24 protein-coding genes are annotated in these 23382 nt (G+C 38.1%); 14 read left to right on the plus strand and 10 right to left on the minus strand.

Annotated features, from left to right (window positions below):
• Window positions 1–51 precede the first annotated feature (51 nt).
• On the minus strand, window positions 52–615 hold the full coding sequence (locus COD92_RS27820; protein WP_098532453.1) for a DUF2777 domain-containing protein: 564 nt from the start codon (window positions 613–615) through the stop codon (window positions 52–54).
• A 238-nt stretch (window positions 616–853) separates the two neighbouring features.
• Between COD92_RS27820 and asnB the strand changes: the two genes are divergently transcribed.
• Together asnB and COD92_RS27830 are read left to right on the plus strand one after the other, a co-directional pair.
• Entirely contained in the window at window positions 854–2701 is a 1848-nt protein-coding gene (asnB, locus tag COD92_RS27825) for an asparagine synthase (glutamine-hydrolyzing) (RefSeq protein WP_098996691.1), read from the plus strand.
• A gap of 127 nt (window positions 2702–2828) precedes the next feature.
• Window positions 2829–4334, plus strand: coding sequence for an alpha-amylase family glycosyl hydrolase (locus tag COD92_RS27830; RefSeq protein WP_176550482.1), 1506 nt, complete (start codon window positions 2829–2831; stop codon window positions 4332–4334).
• A 197-nt stretch (window positions 4335–4531) separates the two neighbouring features.
• On the opposite strand, the gene COD92_RS27835 is transcribed toward COD92_RS27830, so the two are convergent.
• On the minus strand, window positions 4532–5404 hold the full coding sequence (locus tag COD92_RS27835) for an SDR family oxidoreductase (RefSeq protein WP_098528327.1): 873 nt from the start codon (window positions 5402–5404) through the stop codon (window positions 4532–4534).
• 150 nt (window positions 5405–5554) lie between these two features.
• On the minus strand, window positions 5555–6046 hold the full coding sequence (locus COD92_RS27840; protein WP_098528328.1) for a YajQ family cyclic di-GMP-binding protein: 492 nt from the start codon (window positions 6044–6046) through the stop codon (window positions 5555–5557).
• A 158-nt stretch (window positions 6047–6204) separates the two neighbouring features.
• Here COD92_RS27840 and COD92_RS27845 point away from each other — a divergent pair, with 158 nt between their 5' ends.
• Both COD92_RS27845 and COD92_RS27850 read left to right on the plus strand, forming a co-directional pair.
• The gene (locus tag COD92_RS27845; protein WP_098528329.1) at window positions 6205–7068 is read left to right on the plus strand and encodes a CvfB family protein; all 864 of its coding nucleotides are present in this window, start codon (window positions 6205–6207) and stop codon (window positions 7066–7068) included.
• Window positions 7069–7140: 72 nt separating this feature from the next.
• Window positions 7141–7272 carry a DUF3941 domain-containing protein gene (locus tag COD92_RS27850; RefSeq protein ID WP_081810752.1) on the plus strand — a complete coding sequence of 44 codons (132 nt, stop codon included), beginning with the start codon at window positions 7141–7143 and terminating at the stop codon, window positions 7270–7272.
• A 226-nt stretch (window positions 7273–7498) separates the two neighbouring features.
• On the opposite strand, the gene COD92_RS27855 is transcribed toward COD92_RS27850, so the two are convergent.
• Window positions 7499–8347 carry a DegV family protein gene (locus COD92_RS27855; RefSeq protein WP_098996693.1) on the minus strand — a complete coding sequence of 283 codons (849 nt, stop codon included), beginning with the start codon at window positions 8345–8347 and terminating at the stop codon, window positions 7499–7501.
• Between the two features lie 119 nt (window positions 8348–8466).
• Between COD92_RS27855 and COD92_RS27860 the strand changes: the two genes are divergently transcribed.
• Complete coding sequence (locus COD92_RS27860; protein WP_098528331.1) at window positions 8467–9309, plus strand: YitT family protein; 843 nt, start codon at window positions 8467–8469, stop codon at window positions 9307–9309.
• A gap of 199 nt (window positions 9310–9508) precedes the next feature.
• Here COD92_RS27860 and COD92_RS27865 read toward each other — a convergent pair whose 3' ends face one another.
• The 3 genes from COD92_RS27865 to COD92_RS27870 form a co-directional block, all read right to left on the minus strand.
• Window positions 9509–9694, minus strand: a complete 186-nt coding sequence (locus COD92_RS27865) for a DUF3813 domain-containing protein (protein WP_098528332.1) — start codon at window positions 9692–9694, stop codon at window positions 9509–9511.
• A 1-nt stretch (window position 9695) separates the two neighbouring features.
• Window positions 9696–9848: a hypothetical protein gene (locus COD92_RS32345; RefSeq protein WP_176541100.1), complete on the minus strand. Its 153-nt coding sequence runs from the start codon at window positions 9846–9848 to the stop codon at window positions 9696–9698.
• Window positions 9849–9976: 128 nt separating this feature from the next.
• The gene (locus COD92_RS27870; RefSeq protein ID WP_098528333.1) at window positions 9977–10786 is read right to left on the minus strand and encodes a Cof-type HAD-IIB family hydrolase; all 810 of its coding nucleotides are present in this window, start codon (window positions 10784–10786) and stop codon (window positions 9977–9979) included.
• Window positions 10787–11093: 307 nt separating this feature from the next.
• On the opposite strand from COD92_RS27870, the gene COD92_RS27875 reads away from it, so the two are divergent.
• The 3 genes from COD92_RS27875 (at window position 11094) to COD92_RS27890 (ending at window position 13527) form a co-directional block, all read left to right on the plus strand.
• A complete protein-coding gene (locus tag COD92_RS27875) occupies window positions 11094–11402 on the plus strand; it encodes a metal-sulfur cluster assembly factor (RefSeq protein WP_098528334.1) in 309 nt (102 codons plus the stop codon).
• Window positions 11403–11412: 10 nt separating this feature from the next.
• Window positions 11413–11751 carry a DsrE family protein gene (locus tag COD92_RS27880; RefSeq protein ID WP_098528335.1) on the plus strand — a complete coding sequence of 113 codons (339 nt, stop codon included), beginning with the start codon at window positions 11413–11415 and terminating at the stop codon, window positions 11749–11751.
• Window positions 11752–12399: 648 nt separating this feature from the next.
• Window positions 12400–13527 (plus strand): TIGR04053 family radical SAM/SPASM domain-containing protein, encoded by a 1128-nt coding sequence (locus tag COD92_RS27890; protein WP_098996695.1) that lies wholly within the window; start codon window positions 12400–12402, stop codon window positions 13525–13527.
• A 49-nt stretch (window positions 13528–13576) separates the two neighbouring features.
• Here COD92_RS27890 and COD92_RS27895 read toward each other — a convergent pair whose 3' ends face one another.
• Window positions 13577–14275 carry a Crp/Fnr family transcriptional regulator gene (locus COD92_RS27895; protein ID WP_098528337.1) on the minus strand — a complete coding sequence of 233 codons (699 nt, stop codon included), beginning with the start codon at window positions 14273–14275 and terminating at the stop codon, window positions 13577–13579.
• Window positions 14276–14594: 319 nt separating this feature from the next.
• Here COD92_RS27895 and moaA point away from each other — a divergent pair, with 319 nt between their 5' ends.
• Window positions 14595–15611, plus strand: coding sequence for a GTP 3',8-cyclase MoaA (gene moaA / locus COD92_RS27900; protein ID WP_098996696.1), 1017 nt, complete (start codon window positions 14595–14597; stop codon window positions 15609–15611).
• 68 nt (window positions 15612–15679) lie between these two features.
• Here moaA and ric read toward each other — a convergent pair whose 3' ends face one another.
• Window positions 15680–16375 carry an iron-sulfur cluster repair di-iron protein gene (gene ric, locus COD92_RS27905; RefSeq protein WP_098996697.1) on the minus strand — a complete coding sequence of 232 codons (696 nt, stop codon included), beginning with the start codon at window positions 16373–16375 and terminating at the stop codon, window positions 15680–15682.
• Between the two features lie 230 nt (window positions 16376–16605).
• On the opposite strand from ric, the gene COD92_RS27910 reads away from it, so the two are divergent.
• The 3 genes from COD92_RS27910 (at window position 16606) to COD92_RS27920 (ending at window position 19442) form a co-directional block, all read left to right on the plus strand.
• Window positions 16606–17871 carry a molybdopterin molybdotransferase MoeA gene (locus COD92_RS27910; protein ID WP_098528340.1) on the plus strand — a complete coding sequence of 422 codons (1266 nt, stop codon included), beginning with the start codon at window positions 16606–16608 and terminating at the stop codon, window positions 17869–17871.
• A complete protein-coding gene (mobB, locus tag COD92_RS27915) occupies window positions 17859–18395 on the plus strand; it encodes a molybdopterin-guanine dinucleotide biosynthesis protein B (protein WP_098996698.1) in 537 nt (178 codons plus the stop codon). The genes COD92_RS27910 and mobB overlap by 13 nt, the downstream gene beginning before the upstream one ends.
• A gap of 318 nt (window positions 18396–18713) precedes the next feature.
• A complete protein-coding gene (locus tag COD92_RS27920) occupies window positions 18714–19442 on the plus strand; it encodes a YwiC-like family protein (RefSeq protein ID WP_098996699.1) in 729 nt (242 codons plus the stop codon).
• Window positions 19443–19484: 42 nt separating this feature from the next.
• Here the strand turns inward: COD92_RS27920 and COD92_RS27925 are convergent, their stop codons facing one another.
• Window positions 19485–20177 carry a Crp/Fnr family transcriptional regulator gene (locus tag COD92_RS27925; RefSeq protein WP_098528343.1) on the minus strand — a complete coding sequence of 231 codons (693 nt, stop codon included), beginning with the start codon at window positions 20175–20177 and terminating at the stop codon, window positions 19485–19487.
• 271 nt (window positions 20178–20448) lie between these two features.
• Here COD92_RS27925 and COD92_RS27930 point away from each other — a divergent pair, with 271 nt between their 5' ends.
• On the plus strand, window positions 20449–20628 hold the full coding sequence (locus COD92_RS27930; RefSeq protein ID WP_098528344.1) for a YjzC family protein: 180 nt from the start codon (window positions 20449–20451) through the stop codon (window positions 20626–20628).
• 120 nt (window positions 20629–20748) lie between these two features.
• Entirely contained in the window at window positions 20749–23349 is a 2601-nt protein-coding gene (gene clpB, locus COD92_RS27935; protein ID WP_098996700.1) for an ATP-dependent chaperone ClpB, read from the plus strand.
• The last annotated feature ends 33 nt before the right edge of the window (window positions 23350–23382 follow it).

Raw genomic sequence — 23382 nt, forward strand, 5'->3', positions numbered from 1 at the left:
GGCTCGTCTTGTGCTTGTCGCCGAAGTCTAAGCGCCTTGCGCTTTTCTTAGTTAAGATATCATTTTTTCAATCACTAGCCGTTTTCCGGTGTTTAATGTGAATTCAAACCGATCATTGACTTTTTCAAAGTAGCAAAAATGATGCTGAACATTACAAATTTGCTCCTGATTGTCAAAAACCATAAAATTCACCCCATCTTTTCGATTTTCGTCCGATAAAAAAGACAAATGGTTATAACAATAGATGCAATCATAAATCGAAAAATTTAAGGAATTTAGTGTCGTAACAAATTGGAAAAATGCGTCATCATTCACCCCATCCAAAAGGCGCTCAAGAGAGTAAATCAAGTGTTTTCTCATTCTAATAGTATCGTGATCACGAAGCATAATCGCTTCCTTCCCACAGTGAATTTTTCCGGGTTCACCCAATATCCCTTTCTTCCATCGGTTCAACCGGAAGACCTCAATTTCTTGATGAACGAAATCATCTAACATCGTTGCTTCTTCCGTTTCCTCATCGAAAAAAATCCATTGATCATTAATTTGTTCGACTGTACCTACATTGTAAGCTCGCTGTTGAAAATCATATAGTTTTAATCGTTGTTGTCGATTCATCACTAACCTCCGTACACAGTTGCTTTCCTTTTTCTTTTTTGACATCTTCCTGTCTTTTTAAACAATGGTTATTTCTAAAACCTAAGTATAAAAATTTTATCCAGAAGAATCCGCGTTCCATGCGGCAATTTATACCATTCTAATTGGGACAATTAACCATTTAATCTGGGCTGAATAGTATAGAGCATGTAATACCTGATCAGTTATTCATAGCTATTTGTAAGGGAGTGAGATGCGAATGTGCGGAATCTCAGGATGGGTTGATTTTAATAAAGCGATAAAAAACGAAACAGAAACCCTTGTAAAAATGGTGAATACATTAGCAAAAAGAGGCCCGGATGAAACAAATATATGGCATGATACACACGCCGGTTTTGGACATAAAAGGCTAATTGTGGTTGATCCTGAAGGCGGTAGACAGCCAATGACCAAACACAAAGAGGGTTATGATTACACCATTTGCTACAATGGGGAATTATACAACACTGAAGATATTCGCAAAATCCTTCTTACTAAAGGATATTCTTTTAAAGGTCATTCTGATACAGAAGTTCTGTTAACAGCCTATATAGAATGGGCGGAAGAGTGCATAAATCATTTAAATGGTATCTATGCCTTCGCCATTTGGGACCCAAAAAGGGAACAACTCTTTATCGGACGTGATCGTCTTGGGGTCAAACCGTTATTTTTCACAGAACACCAAAAAGGGATAATCTTTGCCTCGGAAATTAAGGCGATTTTAGCTCACCCGGATATCAAAACCGAAATCACTCATGAGGGACTGGCGGAGGTCCTTGGAGTAGGTCCATCAAGAACACCGGGATCAGGTATTTTCAAGGGAATGAAAGAACTACGGCCTGCCCATGCTTTAACTTTTTCACGAAACGGCTTAAAGATTTGGCGTTATTGGAATGTAAAAAGTGAGGAACATAAAGAAGATGTGGAAGAAACAGCAGAGAAGGTCCGCTATTTAGTGACGGATGCTGTCACAAGACAGCTAGTTTCCGATGTACCACTATGTACCTTTTTATCTGGCGGTCTCGATTCCAGTATCATTACAGCAATTGCTGCAAAAGGATTTGAAGAACAGGGAAAGGGACAGCTTCATACTTATTCGATTGACTATGAAGGAAACGACCAGTTTTTCACCTCGAATGAATTCCAGCCGGATGCGGATGGAAAATTCATTCAAATGATGACAGAAAAGTTCGCTACCCAGCACCATAACAAGACCATCTCACAAGCACAATTAGTTCATGACCTAGTAGAGGCCACTGCTGTTAGAGATTTTCCTGGAATGGCCGATGTCGATTCCTCCTTGCTTTGGTTTTGTAAAGAAATTAAAAAGGATTTTGTTGTTAGTTTGTCTGGCGAATGTGCAGATGAAATTTTCGGTGGATATCCATGGTTTCATCGTAAACAGGATTTAGAGCGGCCAGGATTTCCTTGGATGCGTTCGGTAAATGAGCGGCAAAATCTACTGAAGCCGTATTGGCGTGATCAACTAAAATTAAGTGAATTTTGTATGAAACAGTATCAACAGGCCATAGCAGAAACACCAAAATTGGAAGGCGAAAGCTTTGAAGAAGCCAAGCGGAGAGAATTATTTTATATCAATATGACTTGGTTTATGACCACATTACTTGATCGAAAAGACAGAATGAGTATGGGGGCCAGCCTTGAGGTACGAGTTCCATTTGCTGATCATCGTCTTGTAGAATATTTGTGGAATATCCCTTGGGACATGAAAATGTATCGCGGCAGAGAAAAAGGACTTCTTCGTAAAGCATTTGAAGGAATCCTGCCGGAGGAGGTTCTTTATCGGAAGAAAAGCCCGTATCCAAAAACCCATAATCCGGAATATACAGCTGCTATACAAAAATGGATGGAGACGATATTACAGGATAAATCTTCAGTATTACATGAATTTTTCCAAAAGGACCAGCTCCAAAGTATTGTAGAGACCGGTGGGAATTCATTCAAAGAGCCATGGTTTGGTCAGCTTATGACAGGGCCGCAATTATTAGCCTATCTTGTGCAGTTCCATACATGGTTTAAGGACTATGATATTAATATAGTGAATTAGGTTTTAATCTTTAAAGTACGCTTAATCTAAAAATAATTATTAAAATTTGGAATAAAAGCGGTATTAGATTAAAATGTTTATTGGAAGAGGAATCCTTACCTCTTCCTTTTTTAAGGAGGAAAAAGCCGTGAAAAAAATAACGCTCTTATTATTAACCTTTTTGCTGTGCTCATCTCTTCCTGCCCATGCAGAGATAAAAAAAGAAAACCGCTTATGGCAGGATGAATCCATTTACTCGCTTATGATAGACCGCTTTAATGATGGGGATATAAAAAATGATTTAGATGTAAATGCAAAAGATCCCTTAGCGTATAATGGCGGTGATTTTCAGGGAATCATTGACAAATTAGATTACATACATGAGATGGGATTTACAGCGATACGGTTAACTCCCATCTTTGATAATACCAAAAATGGCTATCATGGTTATTGGGTAAAGGATTTTTATAAAACCGACGAGCATTTTGGCACAATCAAGACCTTTCAGAAGCTTGTGAAAGAAGCACATAAACGGAAAATGAAGGTTATTATCGATTTTGTCGCCAATAATACCGCTGCCGATCATCCATGGGTAAGTGACCCTTCCAAAAAGAACTGGTATCATCCAAAACAGAATATGGACAATGGGACTAAAAGCTGGGTAGATGGCTTGCCTGACCTAAATCAGGACAATCCTGAAGTTAATAAATATCTGATTGATGCCGCAAAATGGTGGATTAACAAAACGAATATTGACGGGTATAGCCTGCCTGAGGTCAATCAGGTTCCATTAAGTTTCTGGACTGATTTTTCAAAAGCAGTAAAGAAAGAGAAGAAGGACTTTTTGTTAATGGGTGTTCCGACAGAAAATGCTTCAATAGATGCCGCGAGATATCAAAGCTCGGGGATTGATAGCGTGTTTGATTATACCAAAAGTAAGAAATTAAGAAAGGCGTTTGCTACTACCAATCAATCATTTTCTGATTTGAACTCTGCTTTAGGACAAGATGGCAAACCAGAATTAATGGCGAATTTTTTGGATAATGAGTATACGATAAGATTTACGTCTGACATTGTGGATAAACGGCAATATCCAGGTTCACGGTGGAAAACAGCGTTGACATACCTTTACACAACCCCGGGAATTCCTATTTATTACTATGGGACGGACATTGCCTTAATAGGCGGAAAAATTCCTGATAACCGCAGGCAAATGAACTTCCGAACCGAGAAGGACCTGATTGACTTTACTACCAAGGTGGCTGAATTAAGAAATAAGCTTCCGTCCTTAACAAGAGGGAACATGAAAATGCTTTATGACAAAGGCGGTATGGTTGTATATAAGCGTGTCTATAAAGGAGAAACAGCGATTATTGCGATCAATAATTCCACAAAATCACAAAAGGTTGTTTTAACAGACGAGCAATTAGCTGCTGATAAGGAACTTCGTGGTTTACTTGGCGGGGATTTAGTCCGCAGTCACAAGAATGATTACATCCTTATCATAGACCGCGACAATTCGGAAATCTATGTCCTCGCTGATAAAAGCGGGATTAACATTACCTTTATTGCTGCTTTAGTCGGTGTGGTCATCTTAACGTTAATCTTCTTATTATTCATAATTAAACGTGGGAAAAAAATGAGAGTAGAATAATTGTAATCGGCGGAAGATATTCCGCCGATTTTTTTATGAGATAAGAAAGTATAAAAGTTTTTAACTTTGAGAATTGTCTAGCTCCAGCGCCTAGCCCCTCGATGGTCTACAGCCAATCCGTCCAAAAGGTTAAAAAGCAACCTTTCGGCCGGCTCGTCTTATGCTTGTCGGGGCTGACCAAGGCGCTTGCGCTTTTCTTAACCATTTACGATAGTTCCCCCATTTACGTGGATCATCTGCCCACTAACATAGGAGGCGTCATCTGAGGCTAGGTATACGTAACTTGGAGCGAGTTCATGCGGTTGTCCCGCTCTGCCTAGCGGCGTATTTCCTCCAAAGGCTGCAACCTGATCCTCAGGAAAAGTGGAAGGGATCAGGGGCGTCCAAATCGGACCCGGAGCGACACCGTTCACACGGATTCCCTGTTTTGCCAGGGACATCGCCAATGAGCGTGTAAAGGAGACAATCGCCCCTTTAGTAGCGGAATAGTCTAATAATTGTTCGTTTCCATGATAAGCTGTGATGGAAGCCGTATTAATGATGGATGCTCCTTTTTTTAAATGAGGCAGAGCCATTTTTGTCATATAAAAGAAGGAAAAGATATTAGTTCGGAAAGTTTTCTCCAACTGTGTTGAGGTAATATCTAATAAGCTTTTTTGTGGGTGCTGCTCGGCTGCATTGTTGACGAGAATATCAAGTTTTTGAAACTCGTTAATCGTTTTGTCTACAATATCCTTACAGGTATCTTCGGACCCAATATCACCAGAGAAAAGGAGACAACGGCGGCCTTCTGCTTCAATAAGCTGCTTAGTTTCCTCTGCATCTTGATGTTCTTCTAGATAAACAATCGCGACATCAGCCCCTTCTTTTGCAAAATAAATCGCAACAGATTTTCCAATGCCGCTGTCACCTCCCGTAATAATCGCAGTTTTACCTGCTAATTTCCCACCCGGTTTATAATTAGGATCGACTGAAACCGGGCGAGGATTCATCTCACTTTCTACCCCAGGCTGGTGATTCTGATGCTGTGGTGGAAAGGTTTGTTTTTGTTGATTTTGATTATTACTCATTCTCGTAACCTCCCAATGTTTATTCACTGTTAGTGTGAGAAAAAAGAGCCCAATTCATGACAAAATAAAAAAGGCAAAGGAAGATTTTCCTTACGCCTTTAATATTACCCGCCACTACGAGTAGTAAAACCCCACAACCTTGAGATTTTATTATCGATAATTTATAAATTGAACATCAATACTAAGGTCAGCTTCACGGACTAAAGAAATAATTTTTTGCAGGTCGTCTCGGCTTTTGCCGCTTATACGAACTTGATCGTCTTGCACCTGGCTCTTTACTTTAACACCACTATTTTTAATAATGGTATTAATTTTTTTAGCGTTTTCCTTATCGATTCCCTGGACAAGTTTCGCCCGTTGGCGAACAGTACCGCCTGATGCTTTTTCGATTTTACCGTAATCTAAGTTTTTAACTGGCACGCCACGCTTAATTAATTTACTAAATAAGACATCCTTTAATTGGTCCATTTTATATTCGTCATCTGAAACAAGAACAAGTTCTTCTTTATCAAGTGATACTTCACTTTTACTGCCTTTAAAGTCATAACGGGTCGCAATTTCTTTCATGGTTTGAGTGATTGCATTGGTGACTTCAGAAAAGTCTACTTTGGATACAATATCAAATGAGCTGTCTTTAGACATTAGCCATACCTCCAATTAATTGATACATTCCCTGCTAAAGTTTCCCTTTACGGGTACATTATAGTAAAATATAGCAGTTCAAACAAGCAAGAGCCTTGGCGCTATAGCTAGAAAAGAAAAGCGGAAGCGCCTTAAATAGAAAAAAGGAGTTAGAATAGATGTCTTTAACTGAACTTATTGGTCAAACTGCAACATTAAACGTAGCCCGAATTACGGACTTTGGTTATTTCTTATCTGATGGTAATGAGGATGTTTTATTGCATAAAAATCAAGCACAGCAAGAATTGGTGGAAGGGGATGAGGTAGAGGTCTTTTTATTTACCGATTCTCAAGGAAGAATATCCGCTTCCATGACAATACCGGAGCTTTCTGTTGGTACTTATGCCTGGGTCAAAGTGACAGATACAAATCCAAAAATTGGTGTATTTTTAAATATCGGTCTCCCAAAGGACATTTTGTTAGGTGCAGACGATCTCCCTGCTCACCAGTCAGTATGGCCGAAGGTAGGGGATATGGTTTATATTACTTTAAGGGTAAATCGCAGTAACTTGCTTTATGCACGGTTGGCGAGTGACCAGGTAATCCAATCCATCTCGATTGAAGCAACGAGAAAGGATTTTAACAAGAATATACAAGGGCATATTTATCGAACCGCCAAGGTCGGCAGCTGGGTTTACACAATTGAGGGATTCAAGGGATTTATCCATGAATCGCAACGCATGGTCGAGCCTCGTTTAGGTCAAAAGGTTGAGGGGCGGATTATTGACGTTAAGGAAGATGGAACGATCAATGTATCGTTACTGGGGAGAAAAGAAGAATCCCAAGATTTAGATGCAGAAAAGATATACGAATATTTAATGAGCCGTAATGGTGCGATGCCATATAATGATAAAAGTGCGCCTGAAGATATCCAAGAACGTTTTAGCCTTAGTAAAGGGGCTTTTAAGCGGGCATTAGGAAAGTTATTGAAAGAAGGAAAAGTCTATCAGGAAGGTAGTTGGACCTACGCAAAAAAAGATTAAGGTTTGCTTACATACTCTTTTTCTAAATGACAGACAATAAGTCTTGCAAGAAATTTAGAAAGGAGTAAGGATATGCCGCACACTTCTGATAACGATAAAAAAGCACAGGACAATAACGCCTTACGACATGAAAAAAATATGATGCGAGAAAAAAATCGTCAAGCAGGAAAAAATCAATACTCAAAGAAAACAGATCACAAATAAGAAAAGCGGAAGCGCCTTGAACAGGGAAAAAAGTAGTTCATTTTTTCCTAGGGGCGACAGCATAAGACGAGCCGGCGAGAAGGCTGCTCTTTAGCCTTTTTGACGGATTGGCTTATGACCCCGAGCCCCTAGGCGCTGCAGCTAGACAATTCTCAAAGTCAATTTTTATACTTCTTATCAAATAAAGAAAGAGCGGGGGACCCCCTCTCTTTTTTTAAATTCAGATTTAATTTAAAAAGAAAATAGAAATCGTTCCCGGGCCTGTATGTGATCCAATTGCTGAGGCGATGGAAGAGATATATACTTCCTTAGGGTGGAACTCATTGATAATCATCTCTTTTACTTGTAGGGCAGTTGCTTCAGTATCTGCATGACTAATACCGATGACTTGTTCATTCAAACTTGAGCCCCGTTCTTTCATAATTTCAATAATCCGGCGGAAGACTTTCTTTTGCCCTCTTATTTTTTCAATCGGAACAAGTTTTCCATCCTCCATATTTAAAATCGGCTTAATATTTAGCAATCCGCCTAAGAATGCAGAGGCCTTAGAAACCCTGCCGCCTTTTGCCAAATAATCTAAATCTTCAACCGTAAAAATATGCTCCATATGTTCACATCTAAATCTAACATCCGCTAAAATTTCCTCTTTGTTTGCACCATGAAGAGCAAGTTTAGCAGCCTCTATGACAATGAGACCCACTCCAAGCGAGGCACACTTTGTATCGACAATGGTTAAATGAAAGTTTGGATATTTTTCCTTAACTTGGTCAAGAATCATAACAGCAGTTGAATATGTACCAGATAACTCAGAGGAAAAGGCCAAATAAATTCCTTCTTCATTTTTTTTAGCCATTTCGGTGAAAACTTCCTCAAATAAAAGGGGAGAAACCTGAGAGGTCTTAGGGATAACTCCACCTCTAATCGCATTATAAACAGTTTTAGGATCAATTGTTTTTACATCTTCATAGTCTTGGTCATTAATTTGAACCTTAAGTGGGAATAATATAACATTATTTTCCTTATAAAAACTTAATGGCAAATCACATGCACTGTCAGCAAGTATTTTTACTGTCATAAGCTCACCTGCTTTCCAATCATATATTTAATTACAGTTTATCGGTTTCATCTTTAAATTACAATTTCTAAATGAAGAAGTATTCAGTTCGTAAATTCAATGAGTGAGGGGGAGTTCCATTGCTTTGGCTCCAAACTAAAAAAATCGTGATTGTGATTGCTGGTGCATTAATAAATGCGCTCGCCATGAATTTATTTCTTATACCGGCAAATGTTTATTCAAGCGGTTTTACTGGTGTTGCTCAATTACTCTCAAAGGTACTAAGCGATTATACACCAATAAATGTTTCGATGGGTTTTTTATTGCTTTTATTAAATATTCCGGTTGCCATTCTCGGTTGGAAAAAGGTCGGAAAGTCATTTACAGTTTACAGTTTTATTAGTGTTTTGCTTACTTCCTTATTTCTTTCTCTGATTCCTATCAAGCAAGTTTCACATGATATTTTACTCAATGCTGTTTTTGGAGGAGTTATTCTGGCAATCGGGGTAGGGATCACATTAAAATGGGGTGCCTCAACAGGTGGGGTCGACATAATAGCAATGGTTCTATCGCGGATGAAGGACAAGCCTGTTGGTCCATATATGTTTGTCTTAAATGGGGTAATCATTATTACGGCCGGTTTCCTTTATGGCTGGGAAAAAGCGCTCTATACCTTAGTTACCTTATATACTTCTACTAGGGTAATTGATGCCATTCATACCAGACACGCTAAATTAACAGCAATGATTATTACAAAAAAGGCCGATGAAATGAAAAAGGCCATTCATGCTTCTCTTGTAAGGGGAATTACGATGATTCCGGCTAAAGGTGCCTTTTCAAATGAAACAAGAGAAATGCTGATGATTGTCATAACTCGATATGAACTGTTTGATTTAGAACGGATCATTCAGGAGGTCGATCCTAATGCCTTTACGAACATTGTTCAAACAACAGCAGTTTATGGGTTTTTTCGAAGAGAATAATGACGGGCGGGTACACAAGGTTCGTTCTTAATACCGTTGATGTCTTTCATAAATAGGAATGAAGGACACTTTGGTACTGAGCAATTTAAATTTAGTCCTTCATAGGTTGTGCTCTTGAAATTGAAACTAAACAAACCTATCAATGAGCAAGCGCCCGTTTTAGCGACTAGTGTCGGCACTAAAACGGGCGCTTTTGCTACTATCTAATCTGATCTAGCTCTTGTTGCATTTGTTGGAGCTGGGCTTGCTCTGCTACAGTCGAATTGGCATAAGCAGAACTAAGTGCATTCTTTGCTTTCGCGACCGCAGAATCAAGGTCAGCAGGGTTGGCAGATTTCGCCATCTCCACAAATCTTCTGGCTTCCTGGAACAATTGGTTTCCCATGTTATATTCCTCCAAGCGAGGATTCATGCACATTGGCCATTTTCTGAGCTTCCGCTTCAGCATAGGTCATGTGATAAGGAATACGTGCAGCATGCTGGCTGACAGTATCCACTCCTTGTTGGACAAAGCGTTTTGATTTGTTTCGTTTACCCATTCGAATCCCTCCAATATGCTCAAAGCTAAGATTGAAACAGCTTTGCTGCCTCAAAACTAGTATGCACATCTATTCCCCGGTTCATTTAGGTAAACAATGGCGAAAATCTGAATTTTAAGTTTGTCCTTTTATAAATTTAACAAATCTGCTATATATTCTCCAACACCGTCTTCCTCATTGCTATGGGTGACATCCTTTGCGATATTTTTTACTTGGTCAATCGCATTTCCCATCGCAATTCCGTGACCCGCAAACTCAAGCATCTCTAAATCATTGTCCTCGTCACCAAATGCCACAACTCTTTCAGCAGGAATTCCGTAATAGTCAGCTGCTTTTTTCAGACCAACGGCCTTATTCAAACCACTTCTAATAATTTCAATTACATGCCATGGTGCTGCCCAACTGCGCTGTTCAATGACTTCGGCATGAATAGCAGATAAGTGATCGCGAATTTTCTGCAGCTGATCTTCTTCTGTATGAATAAGCAAACTTGTTGGTGAATCAGTTAAATAGTTCGCTAAATCTCCTGTAGTAATCCTTGGGTTACCGTAGTTAAAAATCTCCAAAAGCTTTTCATCATGATAATGGAAATAAACATCATCCATTACCTCGGCAATAATATTGTGAAATTGAAAGCTTCTACATGCCTCTACAATGTCTTTTGCTACCTTAACATCGAGCGGCTCATGATAGAAACCCCAATTTTGGTCAAGCGGATGATGTGTAAATGCTCCATTAAAATTAACGATTGGGGTATCCAATTTTAATTCGTGGTAATACATTTCACTAGAACGGTATGGCCTACCTGTTGCTATCATTACGATATGACCTTCTGCTTTTGCTTTTTCAATCACTTCCTTATTTCTAAAGGAAATGGTTTTATCATCTTTTAATAATGTCCCATCTAAGTCTAATGCAATTAAATGTTTCTCTGCCACGTGGACACCTTCTTTTTTTAAAATTTAATCGATAATGCGTTGGTTTAGAAAAAATTTTTTCAACATGATACACTACGTATGTGTTTCATTTGAAAAATGAGGATAAATATTCCTATAATTACTATGTTAACAATTTAATAGCCAAACTGTAAAAAAATTCACACCAACTTGTTGTTAAAAAAGATATACTTGTTTTACTTAATTGCTTTAGGTTAAAGTTTACCATAAGTGAATAGGTGAGCCAAAAGCAGTGCAAGGTAGTTTTAAGAGTTTATCTAAAAAAGGTGAAATTAAGGAGTGTTACCATATGAATGAAGAATTAAAAGATAATATAATGGGCGCATTAGAGCTTGTTATCGACCCCGAGTTGGGAGTAGATATCGTGAATTTAGGCTTAGTATATGATGTTGATATGAACGAAGAGGGATTGGTTACTGTAACCATGACTTTAACTGCAATGGGTTGTCCGCTGGCTGGTACCATTGTTGACCAAGTAAAGCGATCATTGGCAGATATTCCTGAAATTAAAGATACGGATGTTAATATTGTTTGGAATCCACCATGGAACAAAGATATGATGTCACGCTACGCAAAAATTGCCTTAGGAATCCGGTAAAGGTATAGATATGAAAAATAAAGTTATTTTGGTAAGCTCCAATCAACTTGGTAGGGGCGACAAATCACTTGGTGAAAATATTCTGGAAACTTTTTTCACGCTCCTTAAGCAAAAGGAAGAACTTCCTGTGGCTGTTTTTTGTATGAACAGCGGTGTGCTAACGATGACAGAGGAATCATTTGTTTCCGTCCATTTGAAGGAACTAGAGGAAAAAGGTGTCGATATTTTAGCATGTAAAACTTGTGCGGACCACTATGAGGCAGCGGATCGTTTAGTTGTCGGAAAAATTAGTGGTATGGCAGACTTTGTAGATTTAGCATCCAAGTATGATGTCCTAACTATATCTTAAACAGCAGACAATATAGTGGGTAGGAGAAACACACGGTATTCTATTGGAATATGTCGTGTGTTTTTTTGTTATCATAACTGCGGGTTCATATAGATTGGATTAACTGGCACAAGTCCTAAAGTTAGGCTCATTTAGACAGGCGCAGCTGGAAATTTGCTAAGGGAGTCCGAATGGATGATACTGTTATTCGCAAGTTGGAGTTGCTTATCCGCAAAAAGGGGTAGGCTATCCGCAAGTAGCGGCCTCAAATCCGCAAGTAAATTGCATTTTGCAAATTGGAGTTGCTTATCCGCAAAAAGGGGTAGGCTATCCGCAAGTTGCAGCTTCATATCCGCAAGTAAATTCGCATTTTGCAAATTGGAGTTGCTTATTCGCAAAAAGAGGTAGTCTATCAGCAAGTTGCAGCCTCAAATCCGCAAGTAAATTCGCAATTCGCAAGTTGGAGTTGCTTATCCACAAAAAGGGGTAGGTTATCCGCAAGTAGCGGCCTCAAATCCGCAAGTTAATTCACTTTATTTTCGTCACAAAAGATACACATATTAGTTCCCTCATGTGAGATAGTTCACTTTTTTATAATATAAACAACATTATAATACAGTTAATCAATGCTGTTTGAATTTAAAATAGCAGATTGAGGGGGAGTTTTAAGTGACTTTTAATCGTGATTTTAATAAAGATCCGTTTATTGTAATATGGGAATTAACTCGTGCCTGTCAGCTAAAATGTTTGCATTGCCGTGCGGATGCCCAGTATACACGCGATCCACGTGAACTAACTTTTGAAGAAGGTAAAAATTTAATCGATCAAATATATAATATGAATAACCCTATCTTGGTCTTTACAGGCGGAGACCCTTTAATGAGAGAGGATATCTTTGATATTGCTAAATATGCAGTCGAAAAGGGAGTCCGTGTATCCATGACTCCAAGTGCCACTCCAAATGTAACAAAAGAAGCAATCGAAAAAGCAAAAGAGGTGGGACTGTCACGCTGGGCCTTTAGCATTGATGGACCTACTGCAGAGATACATGATCATTTTCGCGGAACGGCAGGTTCATTTGATTTAACAATGGAACGAATTAAGTACCTGCATGAGCTCGAAATTCCTATTCAGATTAATACTGTCATTTCAAGATATATTGTTGAATACTTGGAAGAAATGGCTAAAATGGTCGAGGATTTGAATTGTGTACTTTGGAGCGTCTTTTTCCTCGTACCAACAGGCCGAGGCCAAGTAACTGATATGATATCACCTGTAGAGCATGAAAAGGTATTGAGGTGGCTGTATGACCTAAGCAAGCGTGTGACTTTCGATATCAAAACCACTGAGGCTATGCACTACCGCCGGGTCGTCATACAGCAAAAAATGCGTGAAGCGCATACACAGACGGATGAAATTGATTATTTAAGTGCTCTGACTGAAAAAGGCCTAACAGGTTCGATTGATGGACTTGGACGTGCCCCTAAAGGTGTAAATGACGGGAACGGCTTTGTGTTTATATCACATATTGGCGATGTCTATCCAAGTGGACTTTTACCAGTAAAAGCAGGGAATGTCAGGGAAACGCCATTAGCAGAAATTTATCGGGAATCCCCTATCTTCAAGGCTTTAAGAAATCCAGATGGATTTAAAGGAAAGTGCGGCGTGTGTGAATTCCGTTATGTTTGCGGCGGTTCAAGGTCAAGAGCCTATGCAATGACAGGAGATTACCTTGAGAGTGAACCATTCTGTGTTTATATTCCTAAAGCATTAAGAGAAAAAAAGGAACAAAGATAAACTATAAAACAAGAGGCTGCCTCATAACAGAGACAGCCTTGAAATTAGTCTATTCAATATTGCAATATACTGCAGAACAGTTTTCACAGCCAATTTCATCCTTTAAATATTGCAAATCTAAGATGGAGATTTTGCCTTTTTTAATAGAGATTTTTTTATCTCGTTTTAATTCACTTAAAATTCGATTTGTACTTTCGCGGGATGTACCGCAAAAATTAGCAAGCTCTTGATTGGTTAGAGGTAGATCAATTAAAATTTCCTGATCCCTTTGTATGCCATAACTATTGGACATCCTGATTAAGGTTGAGAATAAGGCACCGCGTTTGCCGTTCAAAACGAGATCACGGAATTTGGTTTGAGTTTTACGGAAATGGTCACTCATCCATTTCATAAATTCAAACGCAAGCTTACTGTTTTGAAAAATTTCACTTTCAATAATATCTTTATTAATGGCGATAATTTCGCCTTCTTCAAGTACTTTTGCACTTAGTAAATATCTAGGATTATCTGTGAATAAGGTTAATTCTCCGCAAATATCGTTTGCTCCGCAAATTCTTAAGGAAAGTTCACGGCCGTCGGATGTAATTTTACTGATTTGAATTTTACCGGAGAGAATAATGTAAAGCTCTTCTGCCACCATTCCTTCTTGAAAAAGAAAAGTTCCTCTTTCACTTTTAAATTTCCGATCAGCAAAAGTAAGTAATTCTTTTATTTCAATTGAATGAGTTGGTTTCATTGGCAAAGACATTTCTTTCACCTCTTAGTTATTTATAAACGAGTCTAATTCCGAATTTTTAATTTGTAATCTTATTTTAACTGATGACTGGTTCATAAAACGGAGTAAACAATGACAATATAGTGAAAACCTAAGTGATTTATAAAATATTTGAGCTTGTATGAAAGTGTAGAACATCTTTTCCAAAACAACCGTTTATTCAATTAGAAACATCTGTTAAGATTAGAATAAATAAAATGTATTTTAATAGTGAATAAAGTAACAGCCTTTTCCTTGTCATCCTGTTACACTTATCAAATAAGCTTCCTTTAATATAATGGAGTTGATATAAATGGAAAAAACCATTATTAAAGATAAATTAAACAGACCTTTACATGACTTACGAATTTCAGTCATTGACCGATGCAACTTTCGTTGTCAGTACTGTATGCCTGCAGAGAAATTTGGACCTGATTTTGAATTTCTTCCTAGAAGTGCATTATTAACCTATGAGGAAATAGAACGGCTGGGAAAAATATTCGTCCATTTAGGTGTTGAGAAAATACGTCTGACTGGTGGTGAACCACTCCTTCGTAAGGATTTGCCTCTTCTTGTAGAAAAGCTTTCAGCAATCGAAGGGCTTAGTGATATCGGGTTAACAACAAATGGAGTGTTGCTGCCGAAATTGGCAAAGGACTTAAAGGCAGCTGGTCTTAAACGAGTAAATGTCAGCCTTGATACGTTAAACGATAAATTGTTCGGTCAGATTAATGGACGTGGAGTTGGGACCACCCCCGTGTTGGAAGGCATAGAGGCAGCTAAACAGGCTGGTCTCGGGGTCAAAATCAATATGGTTGTTAAAAAGGGCTTAAATGATACAGAAATTATCCCAATGGCGGAATATTGTAAAAAACATAGCCTGGAATTGCGTTATATTGAATTTATGGATGTGGGATCAACAAATGGCTGGAAAATGGATGATGTAGTGACAAAAAAGCAGATTTATCATTTGCTCAAGGAACATTTCGAGCTCGAACCAGTTGGTCCTGCATACTTTGGTGAGGTAGCCAAGCTCTATAAATATACAGATAAGGATGTTAATGTCGGTTTTATTACGTCTGTTTCTGAGTCATTCTGCTCCAGCTGTACTCGGTCAAGACTATCTGCAAATGGACAAATTTTCACCTGCTTGTTTAATGGCAATGGTCATGATATTCGAAATTTCATGAGAAATGGAGCAACGGATGAGCAAATAACCGAGCGGATTACGGCGATATGGAATGGCCGAGATGACAGATATTCAGATGAAAGAACAGCGGAAACCAATAAAAATCGTAAAAAAATTGAAATGTCCTATATTGGCGGATAACTCTCTTTTAAAAAGAGGGTTATTTTTTTACAAAAAAACAACCCGCTGTGTAAGCGGGTTGACTTCAATTAGCTTAAATATCTTGGGAATAAAATGTTGTTTTCAAGATGCACATGCATAAAGGTTAAGCCTTCCAATGCTTCTAAACGGGCATAAACTAAACGGTAAGTACCACAGGCATCTGCAGGAAGGGCAAAGTCAGAGGTAACTGCCCGGATTTGTCGTAAAATTTCTCCGGCATGGTCATGTTCTTTTTCAAGCTCGACAATCATCTTGATGGCTTCCTCAGGATTTGGAGTACCATCCGCAAGCTGCTTAATAAGCGGGAACACAATTTCTTCTTCTTTTGCCATATGCTCAAGCAATTCCTTTTTAAACTCATAAAAAAGCTCATTCATTTTAATAAGTTCCGGATGATGTTCACCGTGAACGCGTGAAACCTTAGTAACATATGGGCTCAGCATTGCTAATTCTTCTTCAGAAACACGATGGTAATTATTAATAACATGATTAATAATGGTATGGGAGTCTGAGTCTGTCCACACATCTACATTTTTCTCAGTGTTTTCATACTTTTCAAAGACATCTTTTAATTCTTCTATGATATTGTTAACTTTTAGCCCGTTTTGTTCTGCAGCTTGTGATAGTGGGATATTTCCCCCACAGCAAAAATCAATTCGGTTCTTCTTAAATATATCACTTGCTTTTGGAAGTTCGTTAACAATATCTCTAACTAATGAATTGGCTGTTATGGTGAAAGTCATGATAATTCCTCCTAAAGATAAGGTAAGTTATTTATGACTTAAGCATAATAGAAATATTGAATATTAAAGGTGACCTGTATCACACATTGGCTATGTTTTTTTCTTTTTCGTCTAATTTGTGACATTTGATACGTTTGTAAGTCTTCTATAGACTTATAATGAATATTAGCTGTTATAATCCATTACATATCTAACTAAAATTATCTGTTTTGAGGCAGGAGCTGATTTATTTGCTAGAAAGAAGAAACCCAATTTCGATTGGAGAAGCAGTAAAACAAATTATGAAACATCAAATAAGTGGCGTGACGGAATACGTTTCTATAAGTGAAAGCTATGGGCGTTATTTATCAGAAGATTTAATAGCTACGAGTAATGTTCCGCACTTTGATAGAGCACCATATGATGGCTTTGCAGTTCGTTCTATCGATACCCTTGAAGCATCCCAATCAAATCCGGTCGAATTTGAAGTAATCGACCACATTGGTGCCGGAATGGTCTCGGCTAAATTAGTTGGTGAAAACCAAGCTGTTCGGATTATGACCGGTGCGATGATGCCAAATGGAACAGATGCGGTCGTCATGTTTGAAGTTGCAAAAGACTATGAAAAAAATGGTATTCCATATATGTCCATTAAAAGACAAATTAATAAGGGTACGAATGTTTCTTTTATAGGAGAAGATGCTAAACAAGGCGAAGTTCTCGTTGAAAAAGGTACCTTAATTAACCCGGGAATACAAGCGATGCTGGCTACCTTTGGCTATAAAGAAGTTCCTGTAGCAAAAAAACCGCTTATCGGTCTATTTGCTACGGGTACCGAATTGTTAGAAGTAGATGAGGAATTAGTCCCCGGCAAAATTCGCAACAGTAATTCCTATATGATTGCAGCTCAAATTGAACGGGCAGGGGGAACAGTTCATTATTACGGGAAGCTGCCTGATGAATTTGATACGTGTTTTAAAGCAGTTAAAGATGCTTTAAGTGAAGTGGATATACTCATTACAACTGGGGGAGTATCGGTGGGTGATTTTGATTACCTGCCTGGGATTTATAAAAAACTTGAAGCAGAGGTATTATTCAATAAGGTAGCTATGCGCCCTGGCAGTGTAACTACGGTTGCGATTTATAATGGAAAAATCCTATTTGGACTATCTGGTAACCCCTCAGCTTGTTATGTGGGATTTGAACTATTTACCCGTCCGATAATCCGGACACAGCTTTTTTCAAACAAACCCCATTTGCGAAAAGAAAAGGCTTTGCTTGAAGTTGATTTTCCTAAGGCTAATCCGTTTACTAGATTTGTCAGAAGTGCCACCTTTATTGATGAAGGAAGGTTAAAATCAACACCGAGTGGTTTGGACAAGTCGAATATTATTATGAGCTTGGCCGGTGCAAACTCATTAATGATCCTTCCTGGAGGAACAAGGGGATTTATGGCAGGAAATGAAGTCGAGGTATTGCTGCTTGAAGATCAGGTTGGAAGTGTATGGCCTTGGTAGAACCTTTTATTTTTCAGGTGGTTGGATATCAAAATAGTGGTAAGACAACAATTATAACTAAACTGATAAAATCACTGACAGACCAAGGAATAAAAACCGTCACAATCAAACATCATGGACATGGCGGTAAACCTGACGTAATGGAAGAAAAAGATTCTTCAAGGCATCTAAGTTCAGGGGCGATTGCTGCTATTGTCGAAGGCGGTGGAAGAATGATTCTACAGGCTGACAAGCTGAACCTAAGCCTGGAAGACGAAATAGAGCTATTAAAATTCTATCAACCCGACGTCGTCTTAGTGGAAGGCTATAAACAGAAAAATTATCCTAAACTCCTCTTATTAAAAAAGAAAGAGGACTTGCATTTATTAAACTCTATAACCAATATTTGCACAGTTGGGTATTGGTCTGACGAGCTGATCAATGAATATATGCAACCTTCCTTCTCGATTAAAGATGAAGTACTGATTAATTGGACAACTGAATTAATTTTGGGGCATGTTCATAAAAATGATGAAAAAAGTTAATAAAATTGTCAAATATGTTACTTTTATCACAGTAATACAAACTGGTACAAATTATAATACTTGTAGGGGTAATATGGTTTGTTAATATAGGTAGTTCGATTATGTACTGGAAATGCAAGTTCCAATCAGTGGATAGCTACTCTAGAGAAGATCAATGTTATCATAGCCTGATTGGTTCCGATGCATTTCCATTTCTATCTAAGTTCATGTAAAGAAGGTAAATTGCCTTCTTTTTTTCACATTTATTGTGATACTCTTCACTTTTTTTTCAGGACAGCTCTTTTATAGTAAGGCTATCAGGAAAAGGAGTGATAAAAGATGAAATTATTTTTACCCAAACAACATGGCGCATGGGCAATGCTGATCATTCCCTTTTGGCTAGGTGTTATTAATGGTGGATATGTATGGCAGGACATACCGTTTTTTATTGGCTGGATTTTTTTATATTTAGCGACCTATCCAATGCTCCTTTTATTTAAAAAGAAAAAAGTTCAATTTTATGCCAAATGGACCATTATTTATATGTTACCTGCTTTAATTCTGCTGGTGTTTCCGCTTCTCCAAAGGCCTGGTATCATCATCTTTGGACTTTTGATGCTGCCATTTTTTGCAATAAATGCTTACTATACATCTAAAAATAAAGATCGTGCGTTTATGAATGATATGAGTGCAATCTTTGCATTTTCTATCGCTGGTTTGGCTAGCAGCTACTTAGGGCAAGGCTCGCTAAACCTTAATACAATGATTTTTCCCTTTTTAACATCTGTCTTATTTTTTATGGGCTGTACCTTTTATGTGAAAACCATGATAAGAGAAAAGAAAAGTGATATGTTCAAATGGATTTCATGGACATATCATCTTCTTGTAGTAGCTGCGTGGTTCTTTAGTGGCCTTTGGATAGTGGCGATTGCTTATATTCCGAGTTTACTACGAGCTTATTTCTTTTATGGAAAAAAATTATCGCCACTGCAAATTGGCGTATATGAGATCATTAATTCGGCCCTCATCTTTATAATCCTTTCCATTCAGATTGTTACCTTAAATTAAATTAAAAAAATCGGTCAGCTTGACCGATTTTTTTTGCCTATTTTAATCAACCTTACATATTTCAACCGGGCAATCCTCACAATCGATTTCCCTTTTTAAATAATCAATATCATGAATGGTGATGGAACCTTTATCAATTGAGATAATATCTGACTTTCTTAAATCACTAAGCAGCCGATTGACAACCTCTCGGGAGGTACCACAGAAATTTGCCAGCTCTTGATTTGTAAAAGGTAATTCCACTAGAATACCTTGATCCGTCTTCATCCCATAACTATTGCTAATACGAATAAGAGTCGAATACAACGCCCCTTTTTTACCATGGAGGACTAAATCACGAAATTTAGTTTGTGTCTTCCGAAATTGCAGGCTCATCCATTGGATAAATTCAAATGAAAGAGCTAGATTTTGGGATAGCTTCTCTTCTAAGACGTCCTTCAAAATGACAGCAACTTCACCGCTCTCTACAACCCGTGCACTTAGTAAATATCGAGATGAAGGAGAAAATAAATTTAACTCTCCAACAAAATCTCCTTTGGAGCACATTCTAATTGTTAATTCTCTTCCGTCAGGAATAATTTTGCTGACTTGAAGGATCCCGCTTTGAACAATATACATTTCATCAGCTTGAGAACCCTCCTGAAAAAGAAACGTCCCTTTTTCAATCTTTTTTATATGGTGGACCGTTTCAAAGAGATGTGATAATGTTACAGGCATTTCTTTTACTGACTGCATACTATAACCACCTTTAAAGGTACAAATTCAATTCCCAAAAAATTCAAGTCATGGTTAATGAGATTCCCTAGATAATACTATAATTATATTGTTAACGAAGAATAATTATCAATATCTGTAGAATAAGTTCATATAATCGTCAAAACTTAAGTCTAATGGCATATTACCTAGGAAATATTGTCGACATATGTTGAATTTGAAAGAATTTCCCTTTAATGCTGTTGCAGGCAAACGGAGATAATAAAAATGTATTGGAAAAGGGGGGATAAGAATGGGACAAAATCATCAATTTAAGCCAGGTAAAAAGGCACCAAATAATGGCTTTTATATTGAGGTTGGTGACTCTGGAAGCAATGTAACTAACCCGAAAAAGATAAAACTTAAAGCAGGAGACTCATTTCCTGAGACATCAAATGATGATCGCGTTTGGAGCTACGTTCGAAAACCTTAATAAGTTTTAAAAAAAGTCATCTATTTAGATGGCTTTTCTTCTGTCATTATTTTACTTATTCTAATAAATTTTTTATAATAAAATTAATAGGTCAAAAAAGGTCAAAAAGGAGTGAGGGAAATGGACCTAAACCGAATGACAGAGCGTATGCAAAAAGGCATTATGGATGCACAGGTTTTAGCGATAAAGGAAAATCATCAAGAAATTGATGAACTTCATTTGTTATTATCGCTTTTAAATCAGGAAGATAGTTTAATCGCTGCCATATTAGAAAAAGCAGGCTTACCGGCGGATAGGGTAAAGAAGTCTTTATTGGGAGAATTGACCAAAAAACCACAGGTAACAGGAAGCGGTGTCGAACAGGGAAAACTTTATATTACAGCTAAACTGCAAAAGTTACTAGTAAGTGCCGAGGAGTTTGCATCTAAATTTTCGGATGAATACATTTCTGTTGAACACATACTGTTAGCTGCCGTTTATGCAAATGATTCACATATGAAAAAAATCATTCAAACATACGGTCTAACACCTGAAATGATTTTAAAAGCAATAAAGGAAATAAGGGGGAACCAAAGAGTGACATCACAAAATCCAGAAGCAGGATATGATGCTCTTAAAAAGTATGGCCGAGACCTTGTAGCCGAAGCAACAAGCGGCAAAATCGATCCGGTCATCGGCAGAGACGCTGAAATTCGTAATGTGATTCGAATTTTATCACGTAAAACAAAGAATAATCCTGTCTTAATCGGTGAACCAGGGGTGGGGAAAACAGCAATTGTCGAGGGATTAGCCCAAAGAATTGTAAGAAAAGATGTTCCAGAAGGACTTAAGGATAAAACCATTTTTTCATTAGATATGAGTGCATTAATTGCCGGAGCAAAATTCCGCGGTGAATTTGAGGAACGGCTTAAAGCGGTCTTAAATGAAATTAAGAAAAGTGAAGGCCGTATTTTATTATTTATCGATGAAATTCATACCATTGTTGGTGCAGGTAAAACTGAAGGGGCGATGGATGCCGGAAATATGTTAAAGCCCATGCTTGCTAGAGGGGAACTCCATTGTATTGGGGCAACCACACTTGATGAGCATCGGAAATATATAGAAAAAGATCCAGCGCTTGAACGGCGTTTTCAACAAGTACTGGTTCAAGAACCAAATGTAGAAGATACAATCTCCATATTAAGGGGACTAAAGGAACGCTTTGAGGTCCATCATGGGGTAAAGATTCACGATCATGCCTTAGTGGCAGCGGCCACATTGTCAGACCGCTATATTACAGACCGGTTTTTACCTGATAAGGCAATTGACCTTGTCGATGAAGCCTGTGCCATGATTCGTACGGAAATTGACTCCATGCCTACCGAACTTGATGAAGTGACACGCAGGGTCATGCAGCTAGAAATTGAAGAGGCAGCACTTCGGAAAGAAATTGATGAAGGAAGTAAATTAAGACTTGAATCCTTATTAAAAGAACTGGCTGATTTGAAAGAACAAGCAGATACGATGAAGGCAAAATGGATGCAGGAGAAACAAACGATTCAAAAATTGCAGGAGAAAAGGGAGCAGCTTGAAAAACTCCGCCGCGAGCTTCAAGCATCAGAAGACCGATATGATTTAAATCGGGCAGCTGAATTAAGGCATGGACAAATCCCTTTAATGGAAAAAGAACTTAAAGAATTGGAGGAAAAAGCAGAAGAGGATGAGCGGCTGCTCCGAGAAGAAGTAACAGGGGAGGAAATTTCAAATATCGTCTCAAGATGGACAGGAATACCACTTTCCAAGCTAGTCGAAGGGGAAAGAGAAAAATTACTTAAATTAGAATCCATTCTACATCAACGGGTGATAGGCCAAAATGAGGCAGTTAGCTTGGTATCGGATGCGGTTCTAAGAGCGAGAGCTGGTATTAAAGACCCGAACCGTCCAATTGGATCATTTTTATTTTTAGGTCCGACCGGCGTAGGGAAAACAGAACTTGCGAAGGCGCTCGCTGAGTCCTTATTTGACAGTGAAGAACATATTATAAGAATAGATATGTCGGAATATATGGAGAAACATGCTGTTTCTCGATTAATTGGTGCACCTCCGGGATATGTAGGATATGAAGAAGGCGGCCAGTTGACAGAAGCTGTAAGAAGAAGACCCTATTCTGTTATTTTGATGGATGAAATAGAAAAGGCGCATCCGGAAGTATTTAATATTCTCTTGCAGGCCCTTGATGATGGCCGAATTACGGATTCGCAAGGTCGAGTGGTAGATTTTAAAAACACCGTTATTATTATGACTTCCAATATCGGTTCCCACTTCCTGCTCGATAGAAGTGAAAATGAGATTGAAATTTCGGATGAAACAAGGGAGAAGGTTATGAGTCAATTAAGGTCTCATTTCCGACCGGAATTCTTAAATCGAATTGATGAGACGATCCTCTTTAAGCCTTTATCATTAGGGGAGATAAAGAATATTGTTGTAAAGATGCTGATCGATTTGCAAAATAGGTTAAAACAGCAGCAAATTAATATCATGATAAGTGAGGATGCGAAGGAATTTATTGCTGTAAATGGATTTGATCCTATTTATGGGGCACGGCCCTTGAAACGGTATATTCAAAGGAATATCGAAACGAAACTTGCACGTGAAATCATTGCAGGAAAGATCCATGATCAATCAACGGTTGAAATATCAATTGCTGAAGGTGAAGTATCTATAAAAGTACAAGAAAAGTAGTTAAAACAGAAAAAAAGGTCCTCCAGTTTGCTT

Source organism: Bacillus sp. AFS037270 (assembly GCF_002585305.1).